The sequence below is a fragment of the Dickeya ananatis genome, assembly GCF_019464615.1.
GTDB lineage: Bacteria > Pseudomonadota > Gammaproteobacteria > Enterobacterales > Enterobacteriaceae > Dickeya > Dickeya oryzae.
The window spans coordinates 1,010,474-1,032,820 of sequence record NZ_CP040816.1 but is presented as its reverse complement, the minus strand read 5'-3'; the positions used below and the strand labels follow the sequence as shown (position 1 = coordinate 1,032,820).

Here is a 22,347-nt window from a genome sequence, read left to right as displayed (position 1 = left end):
CCCTGTCTCCCTCACATCGTTGTGGCGTCTTTTGAAATCCGTCGTCGTCCACCCACAGATTCGTGACAGCACTTAAAAAAGTGCGTACAAATAAAATCTGCGTATTTACTCTCTGATACATTGCTGTTTCGATACGTTGATGCACTTACTCCATGACTTCGGCGCGGTGCTCTTACCCTGCCAGGCCCAAACAAGAAAGGAAAATACATGAAAAAGCTGACTTTCAGCGCAGGCGCTCTAATGGTAATGCTGGCGTTAACCGGTTGCAGCACACCGTCACAACAAGCCCAAACTACGCTCTCTAACCAGTCGGTGCTGGCTCTGAACTGGTTCCAGCAGTCAGGTGAATATCAGGCATTGTGTTATCAGGCATTCAACTCGGCTCGCGTGGCATTCGATGCCGCTCCCGTGACTGCCGGTAAGAAAAAAGTCGTCGTGGTTGACCTGGATGAAACCATGCTGGATAACAGCGCCTACAGCGGCTGGCAGGCAAAAGAGCATCAGCCCTTTAGTCCAGCAAGCTGGAGCCGCTGGTCACATGCCCGTCAGGCTCTGGCCGTACCCGGCGCAGTGGAATTTGCGCGTTATGTGAATAGTCATGGCGGGCAGGTGTTCTATGTTTCGAACCGGCTGGAAAGCGAAGCCACGGATACCCGCGAAAACATGCTAAAACTCGGTTTCCCGGATGTGAACAGCCAGACACTGTGGCTGAGCAAAGGGAGCAGCAACAAGCAAGCCCGTTTTGATGAAATTAGCGCGAAAGGCAACCAGATCGTGCTGTATGTCGGCGACAACCTCAATGATTTCGGCGCTGCGACATACCACAAGCTGAACGATGAACGCCGTGCGTTTGTCAGTGCAAACCAGGCGAAATTCGGCACACAGTTCATCGTATTGCCTAACCCGCTTTACGGCGACTGGGAGAGCGGCCTTAGCAGCAACTACAACGCGCTGACACCAGAACAAAAGTTACAGGTACGCAGCCAACAGATGCGAGTCTGGAACGGCCAGTAATCCGGATTACATCGCATTGGCCAACAACAACGGGGCGTCTGCCCCGTTGTTTATTCACCTGAGTCGACAAACACTCACGTCGACAACCATTCACATCGACAACCACTAATGTTATCGATTCACCGATCACATACTGTGACTCTGTCTGCGGCTTATTTGGCGTAAGCCGGACGTTCGGTCACCTCAGGTACCGCGTCGCTCAGGCTGGCACCGGCCTGATTATCCCGCACCTCATTGTCGTCAATGAAGCCGTAGAACACCCCCTGAGAGACAGAAACCCCACGAATTTCCGCATCACCGCGCAGTTGCGCTGAGCCGGACACCACAACGCCACGCTCAAATGCTCCCGGCCCTTTGAACACGGTATTCACCTGCGCATTGTCTTTGATGACTGTATCGCCCTGCACGACAGTGAGGCCCCCCACACGGGCATTGCCCGAAACCGTGCCGCTTAACACCGTTGCATGCTCTTCGATACGGGCATAATCCAGCACCTTGCCGCCAATCACGCGGGCATACGGCCCGACATACGCGGTCGATGCCACTTGTGCACCATTCGCCACCCAACCACCGCCGTTACTGTGGCGACGGCCCCTGGCAGTCGGTGTCGGCGCGTTTGGCTGTGAGCCTTCCGCCCAGGCGCTGGTCAGGTCCACCGTCCACGGATAGCGGTACAACGAGTAATACGCCTGATCCCAGGTGATCTGATGCATTTGCGACGGTGTCCCCATCACCACCAGATACAACCCTTTGTCATTGGATTTCACCGCAAAGTTACTGATTTGGGCTGAAGCGCCACGTTGCAGTGCGCTATAACGGCTCTTGCCCGCCGCGTCGATCGCGACCAGACCCCAACGCCAGTCAGAATCCGGCTGGGTGAGAGAAACCGGATCGTTCTTTAAGCCCGGCAGGCGGTTAACCGCCGGTGCACTTTGCACCACGCCCTGAAACGACACCGTTACCTTGGTGGCACCGCTATCCGGGATCAGGCGAACAATGTTGTAACCCCAGCGTTGCGGTGCCTGATCAAACGGGACGGCAAATCGTCTGACACCAGAGACACTGACCGGCTCCAGCGCGGTAGTACGCAATAGCTGATCAGCGTTGGACTGGGAGGGTGTTAGCGCACCATATCCCCCATAGCTGAGACGATAAAAGCTGCTGCGATCGTAACCATCAGGATCGGTATAGTCCCAGTTGACGTTGTGCATTGCCCAGTCGCCGAAGAAATCGTTCAGTTCGGATTGGCTCCAGCCCATGTTGCTCTTCAGCACACTGATCGGGTCAGTTGTATTTTGCCCGGCGCTTCCCACCTTCGGCGCTTTAGCCCACAGGTCGTTAACGGCACTGTAGCCATAGCGGTTCTTCAGGTGTTCCATGAACTGCCAGTTACAGTAACGATCGCGGGTCGACCCCAGATAGAGGTGCGGATAATTCACCAGCATGTCGGAGCAATGCGTGGAAGTACCGTGATATTCATCAAGCTGATGCGCCATCCAGTTCGCATGAGATTCCCAAATCCAGCCGACAAAGTTTTGATTACCATAAGACTGGAAGCTGCCAGTCTGCCCTTGCAACGCGTGGGTAAACTCATGCGCCAGCCCCCAGTGGTCAAGCAAAGACTCCGCACCGATCCACATGCCCATGGTACCGCCGCTGGCAATCCCACCGTTCAGGCCAAAAGACGGGTCAATATGAATGTTCGCTTTGTACTTGGTGGTGGCGTTGCAATACGGCTGCGGGAATTTGATCTGGTTGATGAACTTATCCCAAATCAACTCCAGTTGCTTACCGGCGGCAACGACGTCGGCCTGCTTAACCTGATTACTGTTCCAGCGAAACGCGAAGTGTTCGGTTTGATACTGCACTGCGGGCATATCGCTGACGTTACTGACTCGCCAGTTGCCTGCCACACAGGTTTCATCGGCATAAGCGGCGTTCGCCGCCAATAAGCCACCTGCGACAAACAGGCAGCGCCCCAGAGAAATATGCTTTTTTATCTGCGACATAAGTCCGTTTTCCGAGCATGATAATGAGTAAGTACGCCTTCTCACGATCCAATGAAAAGGAAAGCAAGCCTCCTGACATCAGACGTCAAAGGCAGCCTTAAGGTCTTCATGACCTGTTTTGTATAAATAAAGAATCTCGCTGCTCTCAACAGAACAACACATTAACTTTATTACACTTATTATGCTTTCGATACACAGTGATGAATCATGATTAACAAAACATGACATAGCCGCTGTGTGTTTTACTTTGAAAAAACGATGAACATGTCTGACACCAAAAAATCAGCATGGTTAACTGATCATTTTCACCCTAGGCAATCATTAAGAGATATTAACCATCCCACTCAACCATATTGAATATGATACGCATTATCGATAACCTTGCGGCACATTTTCATGCTCAACAGGTAAACGTATGGTGGGTTCAGGCAGGCGCGCGACCGGCGTGCCATCAGGGAATAAACAACAGGGTTACCTACCCTGGGTACTGGGGTTACTGGCAATGCTACTGGTCGGTTGTGACAACGCCGCCTCCTCAACGTCAACAACCCCGGCGTCAGCTTCCGTGGGCTGGCCCCGTACGGTACCAACGCCGAAAGGGCCGCTCACACTCACGCATCCACCACAACGCATCGTTTCCACCAGTGTCACCCTCAGCGGCACACTATTGGCTATCAATGCGCCACTGGTTGGCTCGGGTGCCACCAGCCCTGATACCGTCGTGGCTGACGAGCAAGGATTCTTTCGTCAGTGGAGTGCAGAGGCAAAAGCCCGCCACGTCAAACCGCTCTATATCACCGAACCGAATGCAGAAGCGATTGCCGCGGCCGCACCGGACATGATCATTATTGCCGCCACTGGCGGTGACTCCGCCCTGAAGCTGTATGAACAGCTTTCGGCCATCGCGCCGACGCTGGTGGTGGATTACGGTGACAAAAGCTGGCAACAGCTGGCTGACTATATGGGTGCAGCTACCGGTCATGAAACCGATGCCCGCCAGGTGATTGAGCGTTTCGAACAGCGGGTGCAGGCGGTGAAACAGGCGATTCAGTTGCCGCCACAACCCGTGTCGGCGCTGGTGTATTACGAAGACGGTCGTGGAGTTAACCTATGGACACCCTCGTCCGCACAGGGACAATTGCTCCATGAACTCGGGTTCCAGTTAGCCTCGCTGCCGGACAATCTGCCTACCGAAACGCGAATGGGCAAACGGCAAGATATTGTGCAAATCTCCGGTGAGAATATGGCTGCCAGTCTCAACGGCCAGTCACTGTTGCTGTTCGCCACTGACGAGAATACCGTGAAGCGAGTTATCGACAACCCATTCCTCAGTCACCTCGATCCGGTCATGCAGCACCGCGTCTGGGCGATGGGCCCGGATACCTTCCGGCTCGATTATTACAGCGCCAGCAACATGCTAAACCAGGTCGAACACTATTTTCGTCGGCCAGCGGCTCACTGACCGACAGCATTGATCACACGGCGACGCGTTATCCTTCCTGTAACGCGTCGTCGGTTTCCTCTTCGGTCTGTGTTTCCAGCGGTTCGCCAAAACGGCATTGTCGCAGTGGACGTACCAGCAATGTTATCAGTGCCCCCAGCGCAGTCGCCGCCGCGCCGAACGCCAGAATGCTGGTCGCAGGCACCAGGAGTTTGCCCATCAGCCCCAGAATCAGCGCGCCAACGGAATCGCCGGTGACATCCTGCGCGGTACCGAGGCTATTAACCCGGCCCAGCAAGTGATCCGGCGTGTGGCTCTGAATCAGGGTGAACTGCAACAACGAGGTGATCGCGTTGAAATAGCCATAACAAACCAACGCCAGCAACGCGGGCAGCAAATGGCTGAACAGCCCCAGCGACCCCACCGCCAGAAACGCCCCTGTCGCACACCCCAGCAGAATGCGCCCCGGCCGCGCGACACCGGATACCCAGCCACTGGTAAACGCCCCCAGCATGGCACCCAGCGGTACGGCGGAATACATTAACCCGACCGCCGATGGCCCGGCGTGGTACGTATCACCTGCCAGCGCCGGGAACAGCACCCGCATGGCACCGACCACGCTCACTAACATCCCCAGCAACACCACGCACCCCACCACTGGGTGCGCGCAAACGAAACGTACCCCACCAGCCAGCGCCTGCAACGGGTGCTCCGGCTTGCCCGGTGCCGGTTTCATGGTCGGCAGTCGCACCAGTGGGATCAAGGTTGCCAGCGTACCGGCCGCCGCAACCGCGAAATTCCAGCCTACGCCACCGGCGACAATAATCACCCCACCCAGCGCGGGTGACAGAATAGCCCCCAGTCGCACCGTCAACATGGTCAACGCCCCAGCCGCCGGTAAATTTTCCCGACCGACCAATAACGGAATCACTGCCATCAACGCGGTCATCCCCAATGCGCCGAAAAAGCCGTCCCAGGCCGCCAGCACGTAGAGCGCCAGCAATGACGGCGAGCCGGAAAACGCGTTCAGGCTCAGTGCCACAAACCCTATCCCGCAGGTGCCTCGGGCAAACAAAATCAGTTTGCGACGATCAAAGCGATCCGCCAGTACCCCGCCCAACATCAGCCCGATAAACATACCGATGCCATCCAATGCCACCGCCATACCAACCTGTAACGTAGAACCGGTCATCGCCTGAATCTGCACCGGTACGCCTACGGTCAACATACCAAGAGCAAACACCGACAACATGCGGGCCATAAAAATGGCGCGAAAATGTGCGTTCTGCCTGAGCAGGCTGAAGTCGAGAAAAAAAGAAGATTTAGCCATGAGTATTGGTTGAATTCCTGTCTTTAATGAAAATGCGGCCGCAGCCGCGCCGCAGCGCCGCCATTAGCGACCTGAAATAACGGCACCCCCAGCCAGGGATGAAGCGTTAATCCTGCGATAGTTAATCCTGTGGGGGTTAACCCCGCGGTAAATGCCGCTAACCCAGCGTCAGGTCAATGTCTTTGCCAAAACCTCAATGTTACCCTAGTCATGCCATAACATTAATGATAATAATAATCATATGCATTATTTAATAAAGCAGTTCTTATCAATGCGTTCATCTCTTGGTGGTCAGGTTCCCCCCCTGCCGTACACACCGTCATCGTTAACCGGGCGTCGGCTCGGTGGCGTACTGCCTTGTCTGCTGTTGCTTGCCTTGGTGTGTCTCGCCAGCCTGATGCTGGGTGCCCGCGCCATCGCGCCGGAGGTCGTCTGGCAGAGTCTGGCGGGTCACACGCAAGGTCCGGACAGCATCATCGTTTTACAGGCGCGGCTGCCGCGCACACTGGCCGGTATTCTGGTAGGTATGGCGCTGGGTGCCGCCGGGGCGGTGATGCAGGCGCTGACCCGCAACCCGCTGGCCGACCCTGGTATCCTCGGTGTTAACGCCGGTGCCAGCTTCGCCATCGTGCTCGGCATTAGCGTGTTCGGGATTACCGGTATGGCGTCGTGGCTGGGGTTTGCCTGGCTCGGCGTATTGGCAGCCAGTCTGATGGTGTGGATCATCGGTACACTGAGCGGCGGTCGGGTTAATCCCATACGCCTGACGCTGGCCGGTGTGGCGCTAAGCGCCGTGTTGTCGGGTTTTACCTCATCACTGTCGCTGCTCAATCCCCACGCCTTTGATCAGTTACGCCTGTGGGAAGCCGGTACGCTGGATATCCGTTCGCTGAGCAATGTGGCCTGGGTCACTCCCATCGTACTGCTGGGCTGTGCGCTGGCGTTTTTGGCTGCCCGTTCATTGAATACCCTCAGTATGGGGGATGACCTCGCGACGGCACTCGGCACCCATGTCGGGGTCATTCGCGTGATGGCGATGCTGTCGGTGATGCTACTGTGTGGCTCCGCCACCGCGCTGACCGGCCCGATTGGCTTTGTCGGCCTGATGATCCCTCACATCGCACGCGGCTGGGCCGGTCCGGATCAACGCTGGATTCTGCTCTATTCCCTGCTGTTCGCCCCCATACTGTTGCTCTGCGCTGATATTGTCGGCCGCCTGCTGGTACCGGGTGAATTACGGGTTTCTATCGTCACCGCCTTTATCGGTGCGCCGGTGCTGATCTGGCTGGTACGCCAGCGCAAGTTTTAGGAAACACGTTATGTCTACCCGAACTCTGTTCCTGCGCACGGCTTCTGGTTTGATTAGCGGTCGGTTGCCGCTGCGTGCAGTGTGGATCAACCTCTCGCTGCTGTTGGTCTGCGTCGCCCTGCTGACGCTGGCAGTCAGCCTCGGCACCCTGCCGCTGTCAGCCATCACCGTTTGGCAGGCGCTAGCTCACCACGGTGATGCCGGTACCGTGACCGTGGTAACCCAATGGCGCGCGCCACGGGCGATCATGGCGTTACTGTGCGGCGCTTGTCTTGGTATCAGCGGTGCTATTTTCCAGTCACTGACACGTAACCCATTAGGTAGCCCGGACGTCGTGGGCTTTAATACCGGTGCCTATACCGGTGCGCTGGTCACGATCATTGTGCTGCACGGCAGCTATTACCAGATTGCTGGTGGTGCCATGTTGGGTGGTCTGGCGACCGCGTTACTGGTGTATCTGCTGGCCTGGCGGCAGGGTATCAGCGGCTTTCGGTTGATTATCGTCGGGATCGCGGTCAGTGCCGTGTTGTCGGCGTTCAATACCTGGTTGATGATCACCGGCGCGCTGGAAACGGTGATGAGCGCCGCCTTGTGGGGAGCCGGCTCGTTGAACGGTATGACCTGGGCCAAAGCCACTCCCGCGTTACTGTTAATGCCGCTGACTGTACTGGCGACGCTATTGCTGGCGCGGCGCTTGCAACTGCTGGAAATGGGCGATGACAGCGCCAGAGCACTAGGGGTCAATGCACAGGCTAGCCGGTTGTGGCTGATGCTGTGCGGCATCGTATTGATTGCGGTTGTCACGGCCAGCGCCGGGCCGGTTTCCTTTATCGCACTGGCCGCGCCACAGATAGCACGCCGCCTGACCCGCGCCAGCACCATGCCGCTGTGTGCTGCCGCACTGGTGGGCAGCGTGCTGCTACTGGCGGCGGATATTGTCGCTCAGCATCTGTTTACCGGTCGGCAACTGCCTGTCGGTTCGGTGACGGTCAGCATTGGCGGGTTGTATCTGATAGGGTTGCTGATCCGTGAATCACGTCGCTAATCCGCCCCTTAATTTACCTGTAATTTGCCTGTAAAGAGTGATTCTGATGACACAGCTTTTACACGCCGAGCAGTTAACGCTGGGCTACGACAATAACATTATCGCCCGCAATTTGAGCGTGGCGATCCCGGCTGGAAAATTCAGCGTCATCATCGGCCCTAACGCCTGCGGCAAATCCACCCTGCTGCGGGCACTATGTCGCCTGCTCAAACCGATGGCGGGCGACGTGTTACTGGACGGTACCAGCATCCACCGTATTCCCACCAAAACGCTGGCCCGGCAGTTAGGTCTGCTGCCACAGCACGCTATCGTTCCGGATAACATCACCGTGATGGATTTGGTCGCGCGCGGCCGCTACCCGCATCAAACGCTACTGCGCCAGTGGAGTGAGGCGGATCAAGTGGCGGTGGAACAGGCGATGGTGGCAACCAACGTCAGCGAACTGGCAGAACGCAGCGTCGATGAACTGTCTGGCGGCCAGCGTCAACGGGTGTGGATTGCGATGGTGCTGGCACAACAAACGCCGCTGTTATTGCTGGATGAACCGACCACCTGGCTGGATATCGCCCATCAGATTGACCTGCTCGATCTGTTTCGGGAACTGAACCAGCAGCATGACCGCACACTGGTGGCGGTACTGCACGACCTCAATCAGGCCTGCCGCTACGCCGATCACCTTATCGTGATGCGCGCAGGCAGCGTCATGGCGCAGGGTGCCCCCGCCGATGTCATCACCGCCGAGCTGGTGCAGGCAGTGTTCGGCATGGCCTGTGTCATCATCGACGACCCGGTTTCCCACACACCCCTTATCGTCCCCTGTGGCCGCCATCACCCAGCCCCTTGACGCTGTCGACAAACAGCGCTGTTGTTTTGTTATTGGTGATTTATGTTGGAGTTGCGAGAGGTTTCGTGCTTGATGACATCCGTTATCCCTTTGCGACATCATCGCACGCACGACAAGGAGAGGCTCAGCGCCGCCTCTCCTTGACCACTGGCTGGTGGCTAAACTGTGCCGCTAACGCGGTCCCTTCGGCGTTCGCCTTCGCTGTTCGGGCCGCCCGTGACGCGGTTACTCGCCCCATCCATGGGGCTCGCCCTTCGGGCCAGCGTAAACGCTGTTCAAAAACGTTCCCGACGTTTTTGTCCGGAGCGGCACGGGCTTTCGCCGCGTCCGTGCGGCTCACCCGGCGAAGTCGCCCACCTCAGCACAGTTTTTGACGCCAGAAAGACCCATTGCTGACGATTAAGATGGTTGTCGACAGCCTCCATGGCCGACTGCTGTCGGCCATGTTCCCACTCACCGGTGTAGCAGCTTATTCAGCAACGGCCCCAGGTTTTCCAGCGATGCGGGCGACAGAATATCCGCGTGCTCACAATACTGCGGATACTGCGTCAGTGTACCGACATACGGTGCCCAGGTAGCGTCAACGTCCATCCCTACTGGCAGGGTGCGGGTTGCCACAAACAACGTGGCTTCACCGTCGTAACGGTGTGAGCGGGCCGATGACAATAGCCGTACCGCATCCTGATAGTTAGCGACGATATTGCCAAACATTGCCTCGCGTTCTGCGCGCAGTTGTGGGTCGTCCTCCGCCTGCGTGTCGGCCATAAATCCGGCCTGTTCACGCTCGACTTCCTCGCGGGCGTCGGCTTCATCCGGAGCGGTCCAGTCCTGCCCTTCCGGCGGATAGGTATCCAGCAAACCGAGGAACGACACCGTTTCGCCCGCCTGTTGCAACCGTGCGGCGATACCGTGCGCCAGCGTACCGCCGAGCGAGTAACCCAGCAGGAAATACGGCCCCTGCGGCTGAATTCGCCGGATGGTCGCCAGATGACGCTCGCACATCGCCTCCACCGATTCACACGCGGCAATGACCCCGTCCGGTCGTGGTGATTGCAAGCCGACAATCGGGTACTCCCCGTCCAGATACTGCAACAGACCCGCATACTGCCAGGCAAAACCCGATGCCGGATGCAGGCAGAACAGCACCGGCCCGCTTCCCGTCCGTAACGGCAGCATATCGCCATTACCATCCAGATGCTGGCTGTCCGCATCGCCTTCTACCAGCGCTGCAATACGGGCTACGCTGCGTGCCGCCATAATCTGCCCCACCGTCAGTGAGTGTTGCAGCTGACGGCGTATCTCGGCGGCCAGTCGCATGGCCAGCAACGAGTGACCACCCAGTGCGAAGAAATCGTCATCCGCCGATACCGTCTCGCAGGCCAGTAGCTCCGCAAACAGGGCCGCGATCGTGCGTTCGGTGTCCGTTTGCGGGGCGCGGCCGTCAGCGTGCTGTCCGGCAGGTACCGGTAACGCCTTACGATCCAGCTTACCATTCGCACTCAGCGGGAAGGACGCCATCAGCACATAACTCACCGGCACCATATGGGCCGGCAATTGCTGCGACAGCGCCTGTTGTAACTGGTCAACATCCAGCGAGATACCGGCCTGCGGCACCAGCCAGGCCACCAGCTGTCGGGCATCGGCACCGTGCAGTCGGGTGGCTTTTCCACCCAACTCTCGCGCACCGACCACCGCTTGCGCCACGCCGGGCTGTGCCAGCAGCACCTGCTCAATTTCCCCCAGTTCGATGCGCTGACCACGGATTTTCAACTGGTCATCGCTGCGCCCCAGGTAGTCTACCGTGCCATCTTCCAGCCAACGTGCGATATCGCCGGTACGGTACATCCGTTCACCGTGGGCAAACGGGTCCGCCACAAAACGGCTGGCGGTCAAGTCCGGCCGACGCAGGTATCCCTGCGCCAGTTGGATACCGCACAAATACAGATCGCCCGCTACGCCAACCGGTACCGGCCGCAACGCGCCGTCCAGAATACGCAGTTGGGTGTTCCACACCGGCAGGCCGATAGGAATGCCCGGCAACTGACAGCGCGCCAGCGCCTCGCCAGAGGCCGGTTGCCAGGTGACATCCACCGCCGCTTCGGTCGGGCCGTACAGGTTGTGCAGCGGTGCCGCGATGAGCGACTGATAATCCAGCGCCAGTTCGCGCGACAGCGCTTCACCACTACAGAACACTCGCCGCAGGCTGCCACAGCCGATCTCTTCACGCGGATGCGTCTCCAGCGCACTCACCCAGGCCGCCAGCATCGACGGTACAAAGTGCATGGTGGTCACCGCGTAATCGTTGATCAACTGTACCAGTGCCTCCGGGTCACGGTGCGCATCCGGCGGTGCCATCACCAGACGGGCACCGACCATCAGCGGCCAGAAGAACTCCCACACCGACACATCGAAGCTGCATGGCGTTTTCTGTAGCACCACGTCATCCGCCACTAACGGGTATTGATGCTGCATCCACCATAAGCGGTTGACGATGGCCTGATGGCCGACCACCACCCCTTTCGGGCGACCGGTAGAACCGGAGGTGTAAATCACGTAAGCGGCCTGCTGATCGGCGACCGGTGGTGACGAGTGACGCGGCGACTGGCGTTCATCCGCCAGCGTATCGAGCAGCAGTACATCGGCCATGCCTGCAAAACGCGATTGCAAACTGCTTTCGGTGATCATCAGACGAGGTTGCGCATCCTCCACCATCAGCGCCAGTCGTTCATCCGGGTAACCGGTATCCAGCGGCAGCCAGGCCGCGCCCGCCTCCAGAATGGCGTACAACGCCAGGCTCAGGCGCACCGAGCGCGGCAGCGCCACCGCCACAATATCACCGGGTCGCACCCCGGCATCGATCAGCCGGTCAGCCAGCAGTCGGGTCTGGCGTTGAACCTGACGGTAGGTCAACTGATGCTGGCTATCCACCAGCGCGATGCTATCCGGCGTGCGTTGTGCCTGTGCTGCCAACGCCTGATGCAACGTACCCGGCGGTACCGGCTGTTCGGTACGGTTGACCGCTGCCAGCAGCGCCTGCTCTTGCGGCAGTTGCAGATTCCAGGCCGACAACGGGCGCTCCGGGTCTGCCACCAGTTGTTGCAGTAGCAGTAACAAGCGCTGCGCCAGCCGCTGCGGCTGAACCACGCTGTCACGGTATTCCATCAGTAGCCGCAGCCGTTTGCCCGGCAGCACCAGCAGCGTCAGCGGATAGTGGGTGTAACCCCGATTGTTGACCGCCTCGCAGCGCAACGCCTGCCCGGCCTGACTCAGCTCATCGCCATCCGGGTAGTTCTCCACCACCAGCAAGGTGTCGAACAGCGTGCCGGTACCCGCCAGTTGCTGGATTTCCCCCAGCCCCACATCATCATGCTCGATCAGCTGGATTTGCAGCGCCTGTAGTTCAGCCAACTGCGGCGGCAACGGCCGTGATGCATCCAACCGTACCCGCACCGGTAACGTATTGCTGAATAACCCGACCTGCTGGCTGATGCCGTCGATCTGCCCGAAGCGGCCCGACACCGGCGAGCCGAACAGCACATCGTCCGCGCCGCTACTGGCGCACAGCAACATCCCCCAGAGGCCCTGCATTACGCTGTTGAGCGTCAGGCCATACTGTTTACACAGCGCCAGTAACCCGTGTTCCAGTTGCGGTTCCGGTAGTAACTCCAGCTCACGCACTTCATCATGATACGAACCATCGCCATGATGCGGTCCGTCACCAAATAGCAGGGTCGGGCGGGCACCCGTCAGCACATCGCGCCAGCGTTGACGTGACGCCTGCGCGTCGCGGGCCGCCAGTTGGCGAACGATGTCGGCATACGGCACGCTGTGCGGCGTGAGTGCCGAGCGGCCCTGATACAACGCGGTGAACAGGTCACGCAGGCATACCGGGGTCGACCAGCCATCCACCACCAGATGATGCGCATTCAGAAACAGTGTGTGACGTTCTGTGCCCGCGTGGCTGACCAGTAAGGCATGCAACATGGATGAGGGCTGGTGGAACAGGTCGCGCGCCAGTTCAGCTTTTTCCAGCGCCAGCAGCGCAGCGGCCTCTTCGTCTGCTGGCATCGCCGGTAACGTCTGACTCTCTAGCGGCCAGTAACACTGGTCGTCACGCAACACCGGCAGTACCTGCAATGGCACCGACGTCTGTTCGGTGTCAAAGCGCGCCGCCAGTTGCGGATGGTGACGGACCACCGCTTCCAGTGCCTGACTCAGTTGTGCCACCGACAGCGGGCCGTGCAACGACAACCGGGTCAGCGAGTTATAACTCCCGGAGGTCTGCGCTAGTTGGGCGTGGAACAGCAACCCTTGCTGCAAGGGCAGCACCGGCAACACCGCCGACAACGGCCCGTAATGTTGACGCAGGCAGTCCAGTGTCTCGTCGGTGACCGCATCCTGCGCGACGTCAGCGCAGACCAGCGTATCCGACAACGGCGGGTAGTCCGCCTGTTGCCGCCACGCGTCGATCGCTTGCGCCATTCCCTGATGCAGCGCGTCGATATCATCCTCATCGAACACGCCATGCGCCCATCCCCAGTGGATGGCCAGTTGTGGCTGTTCGCCCTGTTCATCCACAAAGATATTGATATCCAGCGGGTGGCTGAGCGGTATCGTCGGTGCCTGTAGTACGGCAAAGGTATCGCGGAAGTGGCGATCGCTGCGACGAGGTGACCAGTGGCCCTCGCCCGACTCGAAGCGCCCCAAATAGTTAAACAGGATTTCCGGTGCCTGTGCGTGCAACGACGCCAGCGTTTCGGCACTCTGTGTATCCAGATAGCGCAGCACGCCGTAGCCGACGCCGCGATCCGGCACCGCCCGCAGCGCACGTTTCACGGACCGTAAAATCGCCCAGGGCGCATCGGCCTGTGCCGTCGGTGCTGCGATGCACACCGGGTATTCAGCAGTCAGCCAGCCGACGGTGCGGGCGAGATCCAACCCTTCCGGCGTTTCGATACGCCCGTGAGATTCCAGTGCCAGCCGCAACGGTTGCACGCCAAAACGGTGGTGGCAGGCCTGCACCAACGCGCCTAGCAAAATCTCGTCCACCCGCGCCTGATAGCATTCCGGTAAGCGCGTCAGCACCGCCTGCGTCAACCGGGCATCCAGCACCCGGCGTGATTGTTGCCGGGTCTGCTCCTGATCGCAGGACGGGTCAAGCGCCCGGCGTCCCAGCCGAGGCAGTGGTGTCGCCAGCACCGATTGCCAGAATGGTAACTCAGCACGGCGCGCAGCTACCTGCCCTTTCAGGCTGGCAGACCAGTCGTATAACGAGCACTCCTCAGTCGATAACACGACCGGTTGTCCCCCCATCGCGGCTTCAGCGGCCTGACGCAGCTCGGGTAACAGCACACGCCACGATACGCCGTCCACCACCAGATGGTGGGCCACCAGCACCAGCCCGCAGGCTCGACCATCGCGCTGCAACAGTACAGCCTGCATCATCTGACCGGCCGCCGGGTCAAGACGCACCACCGCCGCTTCATACGCCCGTTCCGCCGCCACCTCAACCGGCTCTTGTGCGCGTAGCGTGTCACACTGTAGCGGCACGGCCGTCGATGACGTTTGATGAATGACCAGATGGCTGTCACCAGTCTGCGCGGTTAACGCCGGGTGTGCCTGCACCAGTGCGCTCAGCGCCTGCATCAGGTGCATCGGTTGCAATGTTTCAGGCACCGACAGGAATACGCCGTGCGCAAACCGTTGGTTGATGCCCGCCAGTTGGGCGAAGCTGTGTACGATAGGCAAACCATCCACCACACCGTAGCGCCGCGTACGTGACGGTGTGGCCGTCGTCGTCAGCGGCTGCATCGCTTGCGCCATCCGTGCTGGCGTGCGCTCAGCGAAAATGGTTTTCGGTCGTAGTTGCCAACCGGCGCGCCGCAACAGCGTGCCCAGCCCCATCGCGGAAATGCTGTCGCCGCCGAGTGCAAAGAAATCCGCTTCCGCGCTGACCGCGTCCAGTTTCAGCAGGCTGGCGATGGACTGGCAAATCAGCCGCTCTTCATCGCTGGCTGGTTCGCGTCCCGCCACCGCTTCTGCCTGCTGCGGTTTTGGCAGTGCCTGGCGGTCAATTTTACCGTTGACGGTCAGCGACAGTTCCGCCATCACCATCAGCACCGCCGGGACCATGTAATCCGGCAGTTGTTCAGCCAGTTGTGCCAGCAAACGGGCCGCGCAATCCGGTTGTTCGCGGACGGTATCACTCGGCACCGAGCAATAACCGATGAGCCGGTGCGTCGCACCCAGTGGTTCAGCGATCACCACCGCGGTGCTGACCTCATCCAACGCCACCAGCGCATTTTCTACTTCGCCCAGCTCCACGCGAAAGCCGCGCACTTTGATCTGATGATCAACGCGACCGATAAACGCCAGTTGGCCGTCGTGACGCCAGCGCATCAGGTCACCGGTGCGGTACATCACCGCCCCTGATATGAACGGACAGGCAACAAAGCGCGTCGCCGTGAGATCCGGGCGGCGCAGGTAACCACGCGCCAGCCCCGGCCCGGCGATATACAGCTCACCGGGTACACCCACCGGCACCGGTCGCAGGTGGTTATCCAGCAACCATACCCGGGTATTGGCGACCGGTTGGCCGATAACCGGCTGGTCTGCCACCGTGACCCGGGCACCCAACGTATCGATGGTGTATTCCGACGGCCCGTAATAGTTATGAATTTCCATCTGCGGATGCTGGCGCATCAGTTGCCACAGCCGTGGCGTGGCCGCTTCACCGCCAATCATGATGAAAGCGGGCTGGTGGTTATCCGGCTCCAGCAAGCCGCTGTCGATCATCTGGGTGAAGAACGACGGGGTGATATCCAGCAAATCGATAGGCGTCTGAGTAAAGTGCTGAACCAACGCCCAGGCATCTTTACGCAGCTCTTCATCGAAAATGTGTAATTCGCTGCCCATCATCATGCAAAACAGCGGTTCCCAGGAGGAATCGAAGGAGAATGACGCCGTGTGTCCGGCACGTAAACGGCGACCATTTTGCCGTGAAAAGCGATCTATCACCGGGCCAAACAGGAAGCTCGAATGTGACATCATCAGGTTGAGCAAACCGGCATGGGTACTCATCACCCCTTTCGGCTTCCCGGTAGAACCGGAGGTGTAGATCATGTACGCCAGATGTTCCGCCCGTAACGGCTCGCGTCGCTCCGCCTGTGTTACCGGATGGGCAGGCAAGCGGGCGCACTCGGCCCGTAACCTGGCATCGTCCAGACACAGCACCTGCGGCAGTGCCGGCATATGCTCACGCACCGTGCTGTGGGTCAGCAACAGTACCGGACGCGCATCGTCACACATCAACGCCAGACGTTCGCGTGGATAATCCAGATCCAACGGCATATAAGCCGCGCCGCTGGCCAGTACCCCGAACATCGCCACCACCGACGAGACCGAGCGCGGGACGCCGATCGCTACCACATCGCCTGCGCCGATCCCCTTCGCCATCAGCCGACGCGCCAGTTGCATGACCTGCGCCGATAACTGGCGGTAGCTGAGTTGCTCACGGCCACAGGTCACAGCCAGCGCGTCGGGCTGTTGCTGTACCTGCTGTTGCAGGCAATCCAGCACCGAGTGCAGCGTCGCGGGTATCGTCAGGCGTGGGCCGCTGCCCCAACCGTCAATACGCCGCCATTCGTCGTCGTTGAGCAGACTCACTTCACCGATAGCCAGTTCCGGTTGTTGTATCAGTTGCGTCAGCACGTGTTGCAGACGTTGCGCATGCCCCTGCAACGCTGAGGCGTCGTAGCGCGCCGGATTGGCGACCAGTTCCAGTTGCAGCTCGCCCTCCTGCACACCAAGGGTAAACTCCATATCATCCACCGGCCCCATCGCCAGCACATGGGTGGTGACCGGCGTATTTGCCAGTGTCAGTTCGGCGTTATAAACCTTGAAATTGATCACTGGTCCGTACAAACCTTCACTGCCACCGACCAGCCCCAGATCCCGTCGTAACTGTTCCGCCTCATAACGCTGATGACGTCGTACCGCCTTGATTTCCTTCTGCAGCATTTGCGTGGCGTCGATTAAGGTCATCTCGGGTTGTAGTGTGAATTGTAGCGGCAGCACGTTCACTACCGGTCCACTGGCACACAATGCTGCCGACCCCATCCGTCGCATAAACGGAAAGCCCACCGACAAGCGCGACTCGCCACTCATGCGGTAGAGGTATACCGCCAGTGCCGCCATCGCAATTTCCGCCGGTTGTAGCTGAGCGCCAAACCGTTGCTCCGCCAGCGTCACAAAAGGTGCGGCGGGTAAGGTGACCCGTTGCTGCACAGTGCGAATACCTTGCGGCGAGGCCTCACAAACGTCTGCCGCCAGCGACACGGGCGTCGGCAATTCACGGGCATGCTCGCGCCAAAACGCCGCCGACTGCTGATACGCCGACGAACGTTCCCACGCCTGGTATTCCGTCACCACATCGGCAAACGGTGTAAACGGCGAGGCGTCCGGCGTTTTACCGGCACAAAGGGCGTTGTAAATCGCTACTATCCGTCGGGTCAGGGCATCGAAACTGAAACCATCCACCATCAGATGATGAAAGCGCTGATACCAGAACCAGCGCTCGGGCTGCGCGGAGACCTGCATCAGCACCTGGCGATACAGCGGTTGCTCACCATCGACCGGCAGCGGCGCGGCCAGATCCGCTTGCATCAACGCCCAGGCCGCCTGCTCACCTTGTGCCGGGTCGCGAAAATCCAGCCATTCCGGTTCGTTAATCGCCGCCATACCCGGCGCAGAAGGTAGCCACTGCACCGGCTCGCCGAGATCATTGAAGCCAAAGCGCGCCTGCACCGTATCCGCTTCCGACAGCCCCTGACGGATGGCCGCCAGCAGACAATCCGGGTCAACCGGGCCGTTCAACTCCAGCGCATGCGCCACCGTAAACGCATTCGACTGACTGGCGATGTGGTCGGCCATCCAGATACCGGGTTGGGCCGCCACCAGCGGCAGTTCCAACGTATTCACCGACTGTGCCAACGTGACGTCATGAGCAGGCACGGGCTGCCCGGACGTCCCCGTAGAGGAGAAGGAGACGTGGGGATGAGACGATGATGCGTCAGCGGATGATGGCTGCTGGGGCGATGATGGTTTCTCTGTCGATGATGATTGCTGGGTGGATAATTGTGTTTCGTTAAGTAGATCTGACACGTTGTTTTCCTTACTCCGTCAACGGAAACAGTCCCGACTGGTCATGCCGGTTAGGCTTTTTCAGCCCGCAGGCTCGCCGGACGCATGTCCTGCCAGTGGGTTTCGGTATAGGCGATGCACGCCTCGCGGGACTGCGGCCCGTAGACCACCTGCCAGCCCGCCGGTACGGCGGCAAACTCTGGCCACAGGCTGTATTGCTGTTGTTCGTTGATGACGACCAAAAATGTCAGACGATCATCGTCAAACGGATTCACTTGTTCCTGACTCATTGTTATTACCTCATGTGATAAGGGTTGCTGCGCGTTATCGGGTGTGGATGTGGTTCAACAACCAACGACATCCCTCTATCAACCCGCCGCGCCAGCACAAGGTGTCATGCCCACCGGCATACACACGCTGGTAAACCTGATGCCCTGCCGCTACCAGCGCTTCATGCATCTGTTGATTAACGAAGGCAATATCCGCCTCACGTCGTCCCGCTTCCTGAAAAATCACCAGCGGCGATGCGGCCCGGCCACCCTGCCGCACCTGGGTCACCAACACACCGGGCTCCAGTGTTGCGTGCTGGTTAAAATCAGTGATGAATTGCAGATTTGGCCACCAGAACGAGCCAGATTGCGTAAGTACGCGACCAAAACGCTGCGGCCAGTGCAACCCGGCGTACAGCGCCGCCAGCCCGCCATAACTCTGCCCGGCCACCACCGTGCGGTCTGGATCATCGCTAAATGGCGTCAGGCGTGCCGCCTGCAACAGCAATTCCTGCTGCACCGCCTGCCAGAACGCGGTATCGCACGGCAATTCCCGACAACGGGTTTCGCCATCAATCGCGTCAATAAATAACCAAACGGCGGGTGGGAGATTCCCCTGTGCGGTTTCCGCATCCAGAGCGCTAAACAGCGGCGTGTCATTAGCCCACCGCTGCCCATCCAGTACGAGACAGAGCGGCCGTTGCGCCTGTGCCTCGCTCTCCCCGGTGGTGTACAGCCAGATGCGACGCTGGTTGCCAAGCTGCTCGCTCTGCCAGTCAAACACCGTCAGCCGGGCTGGGTCTGCGCCACTCGCCTCGCCTTGATCCACCGCCCGCCAGGCCTGCTGTGATGGCGCACCCGGCATATGCGCCGCTGACAATTGCGCTCCCCACGGTCGGTTCAGGTTGAGCGGATCAGCCATCGCGCAGGGAAACAGCGAACACCACCACGCTCGCTGCTGGTCATCACGCTGTTGTTCATCGTCGCTGAATGCCGGTGGCAGTTGCGCCGCCTCAATCGGGATCAGGGAGTAACTACCGCGCCAGTCGTGTTCAATCACCATCGACCAATGCCAGACATCAGTACCGGGCAGGCGCACCAGGCTCTGCGGATCAGTACTGTGGTGATCGGTCACGCCGTTGATATCGGCATAGACCCGTTGAATAGCGGAGTGATACTCATCGCCGTTCGGGTCACGCCAGAGAAAGGTAACGCGAACCCGCTCGCTATCCTGCGTTTCCACCAGCGGCGTCCCCACGTTGGCGATCTGTTGCCACCACGCGTCATCCCCGGCCTGGGGTGATGACAAAAGCGTGGCGGCGAAACCTGGCGGCTGTACTGCCGACATCAAAACCTCCTGTTTCTGCCCTTTACGTTTCACTTACATTTAGTTAACAGAACTAATGTGTCCGTTTGTGAATTTACATTTATTTAGACAACGAGAATAATATTGAGAAACATTTTCATTTGCAATAATATGCAATTCCCAAAGTTTACTGGGATTCAAAAACTCGCCATCTGGTCACATATCGCTAAAAAATGAATTAACAATATGAATTTAAAGTTAATTTATTTTTTAATGCAAAGAATGGCAAGGCCGGTGAGTACACAGCCTGACGTACACAAAAAATAAGATCTTTTACAGGAGGGGATCACTGATGCGTAGCACCAGGAAGAAACAATTAATAAAACTAAAGTCTTGGCAGAAAAATAAAAACGCCATGCCAGCCATGCTGGCTTCCACCTTGCTGGTGGCCGCACATGCACAGGCAGCAGAAACCACGACCAGCACCGATACCATGGTGGTATCGGCAACAGCCGCTGAAAGCGTGACTGCACCGCTGAAAGGCATCGTGGCGAAGGAAAGTGCGTCCGGCACCAAAACCAGCACGCCGCTCATCAAAACCCCGCAATCCGTCACTGTGGTCACCCGCGACCAGATGGACGCACAAGCGGTTTCTTCCGTGTCCGACGCGTTGAACTATTCCAGCGGCGTGGTCAGCAACTACCGCGGTTCGTCTAACCGCAACGATGAGGTGATTGCCCGTGGTTTCCGCTACGCGCCGAAATTCCTTGATGGCCTGAGCTATGGCCTGAGCGGCCAGGGCGCTGCGCTGGGGAAAATAGATCCCTGGTTGCTGGAACGGGTAGAGCTGGTGCACGGTCCTGCCTCCGTCCTGTATGGACAGGTCAACCCCGGCGGGCTTATCAGCATGACCAGCAAACGCCCGACGGCAGAAGATATCCACAAAGTGCAATTCAGCGCGGGTAATCAACATCTGGGTGAAGCGGCGTTTGATTTCGGCGGCGCGCTCAATGACGATAAAACCCTGCTTTACCGCCTCAACGGTATCGCCAGCACCCGTGATGAATTCGTTAAGGATTACAAAGAGAAGCGCGTTGCTATCGCACCGGCGATCACCTGGTTACCTAACAGCGATACCAGCTTTACGCTACTGACCAGTTACCAGAACGATCCACAGGCCGGTTACCGTAACTTCCTGCCCAAGATAGGTACCGTGACCGAAGCCAGCGCAGGTTATATTCCGCGCGATCTGGACGTCAGCGACCCCAACTACAATCGTTCAAAACGCGAGCAGGTCGGCATCGGTTATATTTTCGACCACTCCTTCAACGATAACGTCTCTTTCCAGCAAAACTTCCGCTATTCCCAGCTAAGAGAACGTTACAAGTATCTGGTGTATACCTGGAGTAACCCGGAAATCTCTGATACGTCGTTGTCCCGCCGTCAGGTCCGTGAAGAACTGAACGCCGACGAAATCGGTCTGGATAACCAGATTAAAGTCAAACTGGAAACCGGCGATGTCCAGCACACTGTGCTCAGTGGTGTGGATTACAAATGGCAGGACCGCGATTACAACTACTGGCGCAACAGCGGTTCGGGATACAACTTTGACTGGGCGAACCCCAGCTACGGTGGTTCTTATCTGGTCAGCGACAGCCAGCTCTCGTTGAACCAGTCTTACAAGAAGAAACTCGATCAGGTCGGCGTCTATCTGCAAGACCAGATGGAGTGGAATCAGTGGAACCTGCTGCTGTCCGGTCGCCATGACTGGAGCCAAATACGCACGCAAGACCACACCACCAGTACCTCAACACAGCAAGACGACAGTAAATTCACCGGTCGTACTGGCCTGCTCTACGCGTTTGATAACGGTATTTCGCCGTATGTCAGCTACAGCACCTCGTTTGAACCCAACCTGGACTCCGGTGCCCCCGGCACGCCTGCGTTTAAACCGACCACCGGTGAACAATCCGAGGTGGGTATCAAGTTCCAGCCTAAAGGCAGCAATACCCTGCTGACCTTATCGCTGTTTGATATCACGCAGAAAAACATCACCTCGTACAACAGCGTGACCCAATACAACGAACAGATCGGCAAAGTGAAATCCAAAGGCGCGGAAGCGGAAGTGCACACGCAACTGACGCCGGAAATCAGCCTGATGGCGGCCTACACCTATACCGACGCGGTTACCAAGGACAGCTACACCGCCAGCCAGGTGAACAAAACACCATCGGCGATTCCGCGTCACTCTGCGTCCACCTGGGGCAGCTACAGCTTCCAGAACGGTCCGCTGCGTGGTGTCACGCTGGGTACTGGGGTGCGTTATGTCGGCTCAAGCTACGGCGATAACGCCGAGAGCTTCAAAGTCCCGGCCTATACCCTGTACGACGCGATGGCACGTTACGAGTTGGGGTCGCTCTCTTCTCAGTTGAAAGGCACCACCGTGCAACTGAACGTCAACAACCTGACCGACAAGCGCTATGTGGCGTCATGCGGTGGCGATACCGCCTGCTTCTACGGCAGCGGGCGTACTGTCGTCGCGACGGTCAGCTATAGCTGGTAATACGCGGCAGGGCGGGCTTTCCCGCCCTGCGGTGACGCCTGCGCGCCACCATTTTGTTCCACTCTCGACATAAGGA

General features: G+C 58.6%; 11 protein-coding genes. 6 read left to right on the top strand and 5 right to left on the bottom strand.

The window, feature by feature from the left end; all coding sequences use genetic code 11:
* Positions 1-207 precede the first annotated feature (207 nt).
* Positions 208-1,014, top strand: a complete 807-nt coding sequence (locus FGI04_RS04490; RefSeq protein WP_407273753.1) for a 5'-nucleotidase, lipoprotein e(P4) family — start codon at positions 208-210, stop codon at positions 1,012-1,014.
* 152 nt (positions 1,015-1,166) lie between these two features.
* On the opposite strand, the gene FGI04_RS04485 is transcribed toward FGI04_RS04490, so the two are convergent.
* Entirely contained in the window at positions 1,167-3,023 is a 1,857-nt protein-coding gene (locus FGI04_RS04485; RefSeq protein ID WP_342700362.1) for an Svx/AvrXca family virulence/avirulence protein, read from the bottom strand.
* Positions 3,024-3,438: 415 nt separating this feature from the next.
* Here FGI04_RS04485 and fepB point away from each other — a divergent pair, with 415 nt between their 5' ends.
* Positions 3,439-4,485, top strand: a complete 1,047-nt coding sequence (fepB, locus tag FGI04_RS04480; protein WP_407336349.1) for a Fe2+-enterobactin ABC transporter substrate-binding protein — start codon at positions 3,439-3,441, stop codon at positions 4,483-4,485.
* Between the two features lie 28 nt (positions 4,486-4,513).
* Here the strand turns inward: fepB and entS are convergent, their stop codons facing one another.
* Positions 4,514-5,794 (bottom strand): enterobactin transporter EntS, encoded by a 1,281-nt coding sequence (gene entS, locus FGI04_RS04475; RefSeq protein WP_342700360.1) that lies wholly within the window; start codon positions 5,792-5,794, stop codon positions 4,514-4,516.
* A gap of 241 nt (positions 5,795-6,035) precedes the next feature.
* Here entS and fepD point away from each other — a divergent pair, with 241 nt between their 5' ends.
* Genes fepD through FGI04_RS04460 form a run of 3 tightly spaced genes read left to right on the top strand, consistent with a single transcriptional unit; the run spans position 6,036 to position 8,992 of the window.
* Positions 6,036-7,103, top strand: coding sequence for a Fe(3+)-siderophore ABC transporter permease (fepD, locus tag FGI04_RS04470; RefSeq protein ID WP_407336348.1), 1,068 nt, complete (start codon positions 6,036-6,038; stop codon positions 7,101-7,103).
* Between the two features lie 10 nt (positions 7,104-7,113).
* Positions 7,114-8,148 carry an iron-enterobactin ABC transporter permease gene (gene fepG, locus FGI04_RS04465; protein ID WP_253000164.1) on the top strand — a complete coding sequence of 345 codons (1,035 nt, stop codon included), beginning with the start codon at positions 7,114-7,116 and terminating at the stop codon, positions 8,146-8,148.
* Positions 8,149-8,194: 46 nt separating this feature from the next.
* On the top strand, positions 8,195-8,992 hold the full coding sequence (locus FGI04_RS04460) for an ABC transporter ATP-binding protein (RefSeq protein WP_016941146.1): 798 nt from the start codon (positions 8,195-8,197) through the stop codon (positions 8,990-8,992).
* Positions 8,993-9,445: 453 nt separating this feature from the next.
* Here the strand turns inward: FGI04_RS04460 and FGI04_RS04455 are convergent, their stop codons facing one another.
* From FGI04_RS04455 to fes, 3 genes are read right to left on the bottom strand one after another with little or no spacing between them, the layout of a single operon-like run.
* Positions 9,446-18,154, bottom strand: a complete 8,709-nt coding sequence (locus tag FGI04_RS04455) for a non-ribosomal peptide synthetase (protein WP_407336347.1) — start codon at positions 18,152-18,154, stop codon at positions 9,446-9,448.
* Between the two features lie 50 nt (positions 18,155-18,204).
* Positions 18,205-18,423 (bottom strand): MbtH family protein, encoded by a 219-nt coding sequence (locus FGI04_RS04450; RefSeq protein ID WP_038908580.1) that lies wholly within the window; start codon positions 18,421-18,423, stop codon positions 18,205-18,207.
* A 34-nt stretch (positions 18,424-18,457) separates the two neighbouring features.
* Positions 18,458-19,750 (bottom strand): enterochelin esterase, encoded by a 1,293-nt coding sequence (fes, locus tag FGI04_RS04445; RefSeq protein WP_407339969.1) that lies wholly within the window; start codon positions 19,748-19,750, stop codon positions 18,458-18,460.
* 310 nt (positions 19,751-20,060) lie between these two features.
* Between fes and FGI04_RS04440 the strand changes: the two genes are divergently transcribed.
* Complete coding sequence (locus FGI04_RS04440; RefSeq protein WP_407336346.1) at positions 20,061-22,271, top strand: TonB-dependent siderophore receptor; 2,211 nt, start codon at positions 20,061-20,063, stop codon at positions 22,269-22,271.
* Positions 22,272-22,347: the final 76 nt, after the last annotated feature.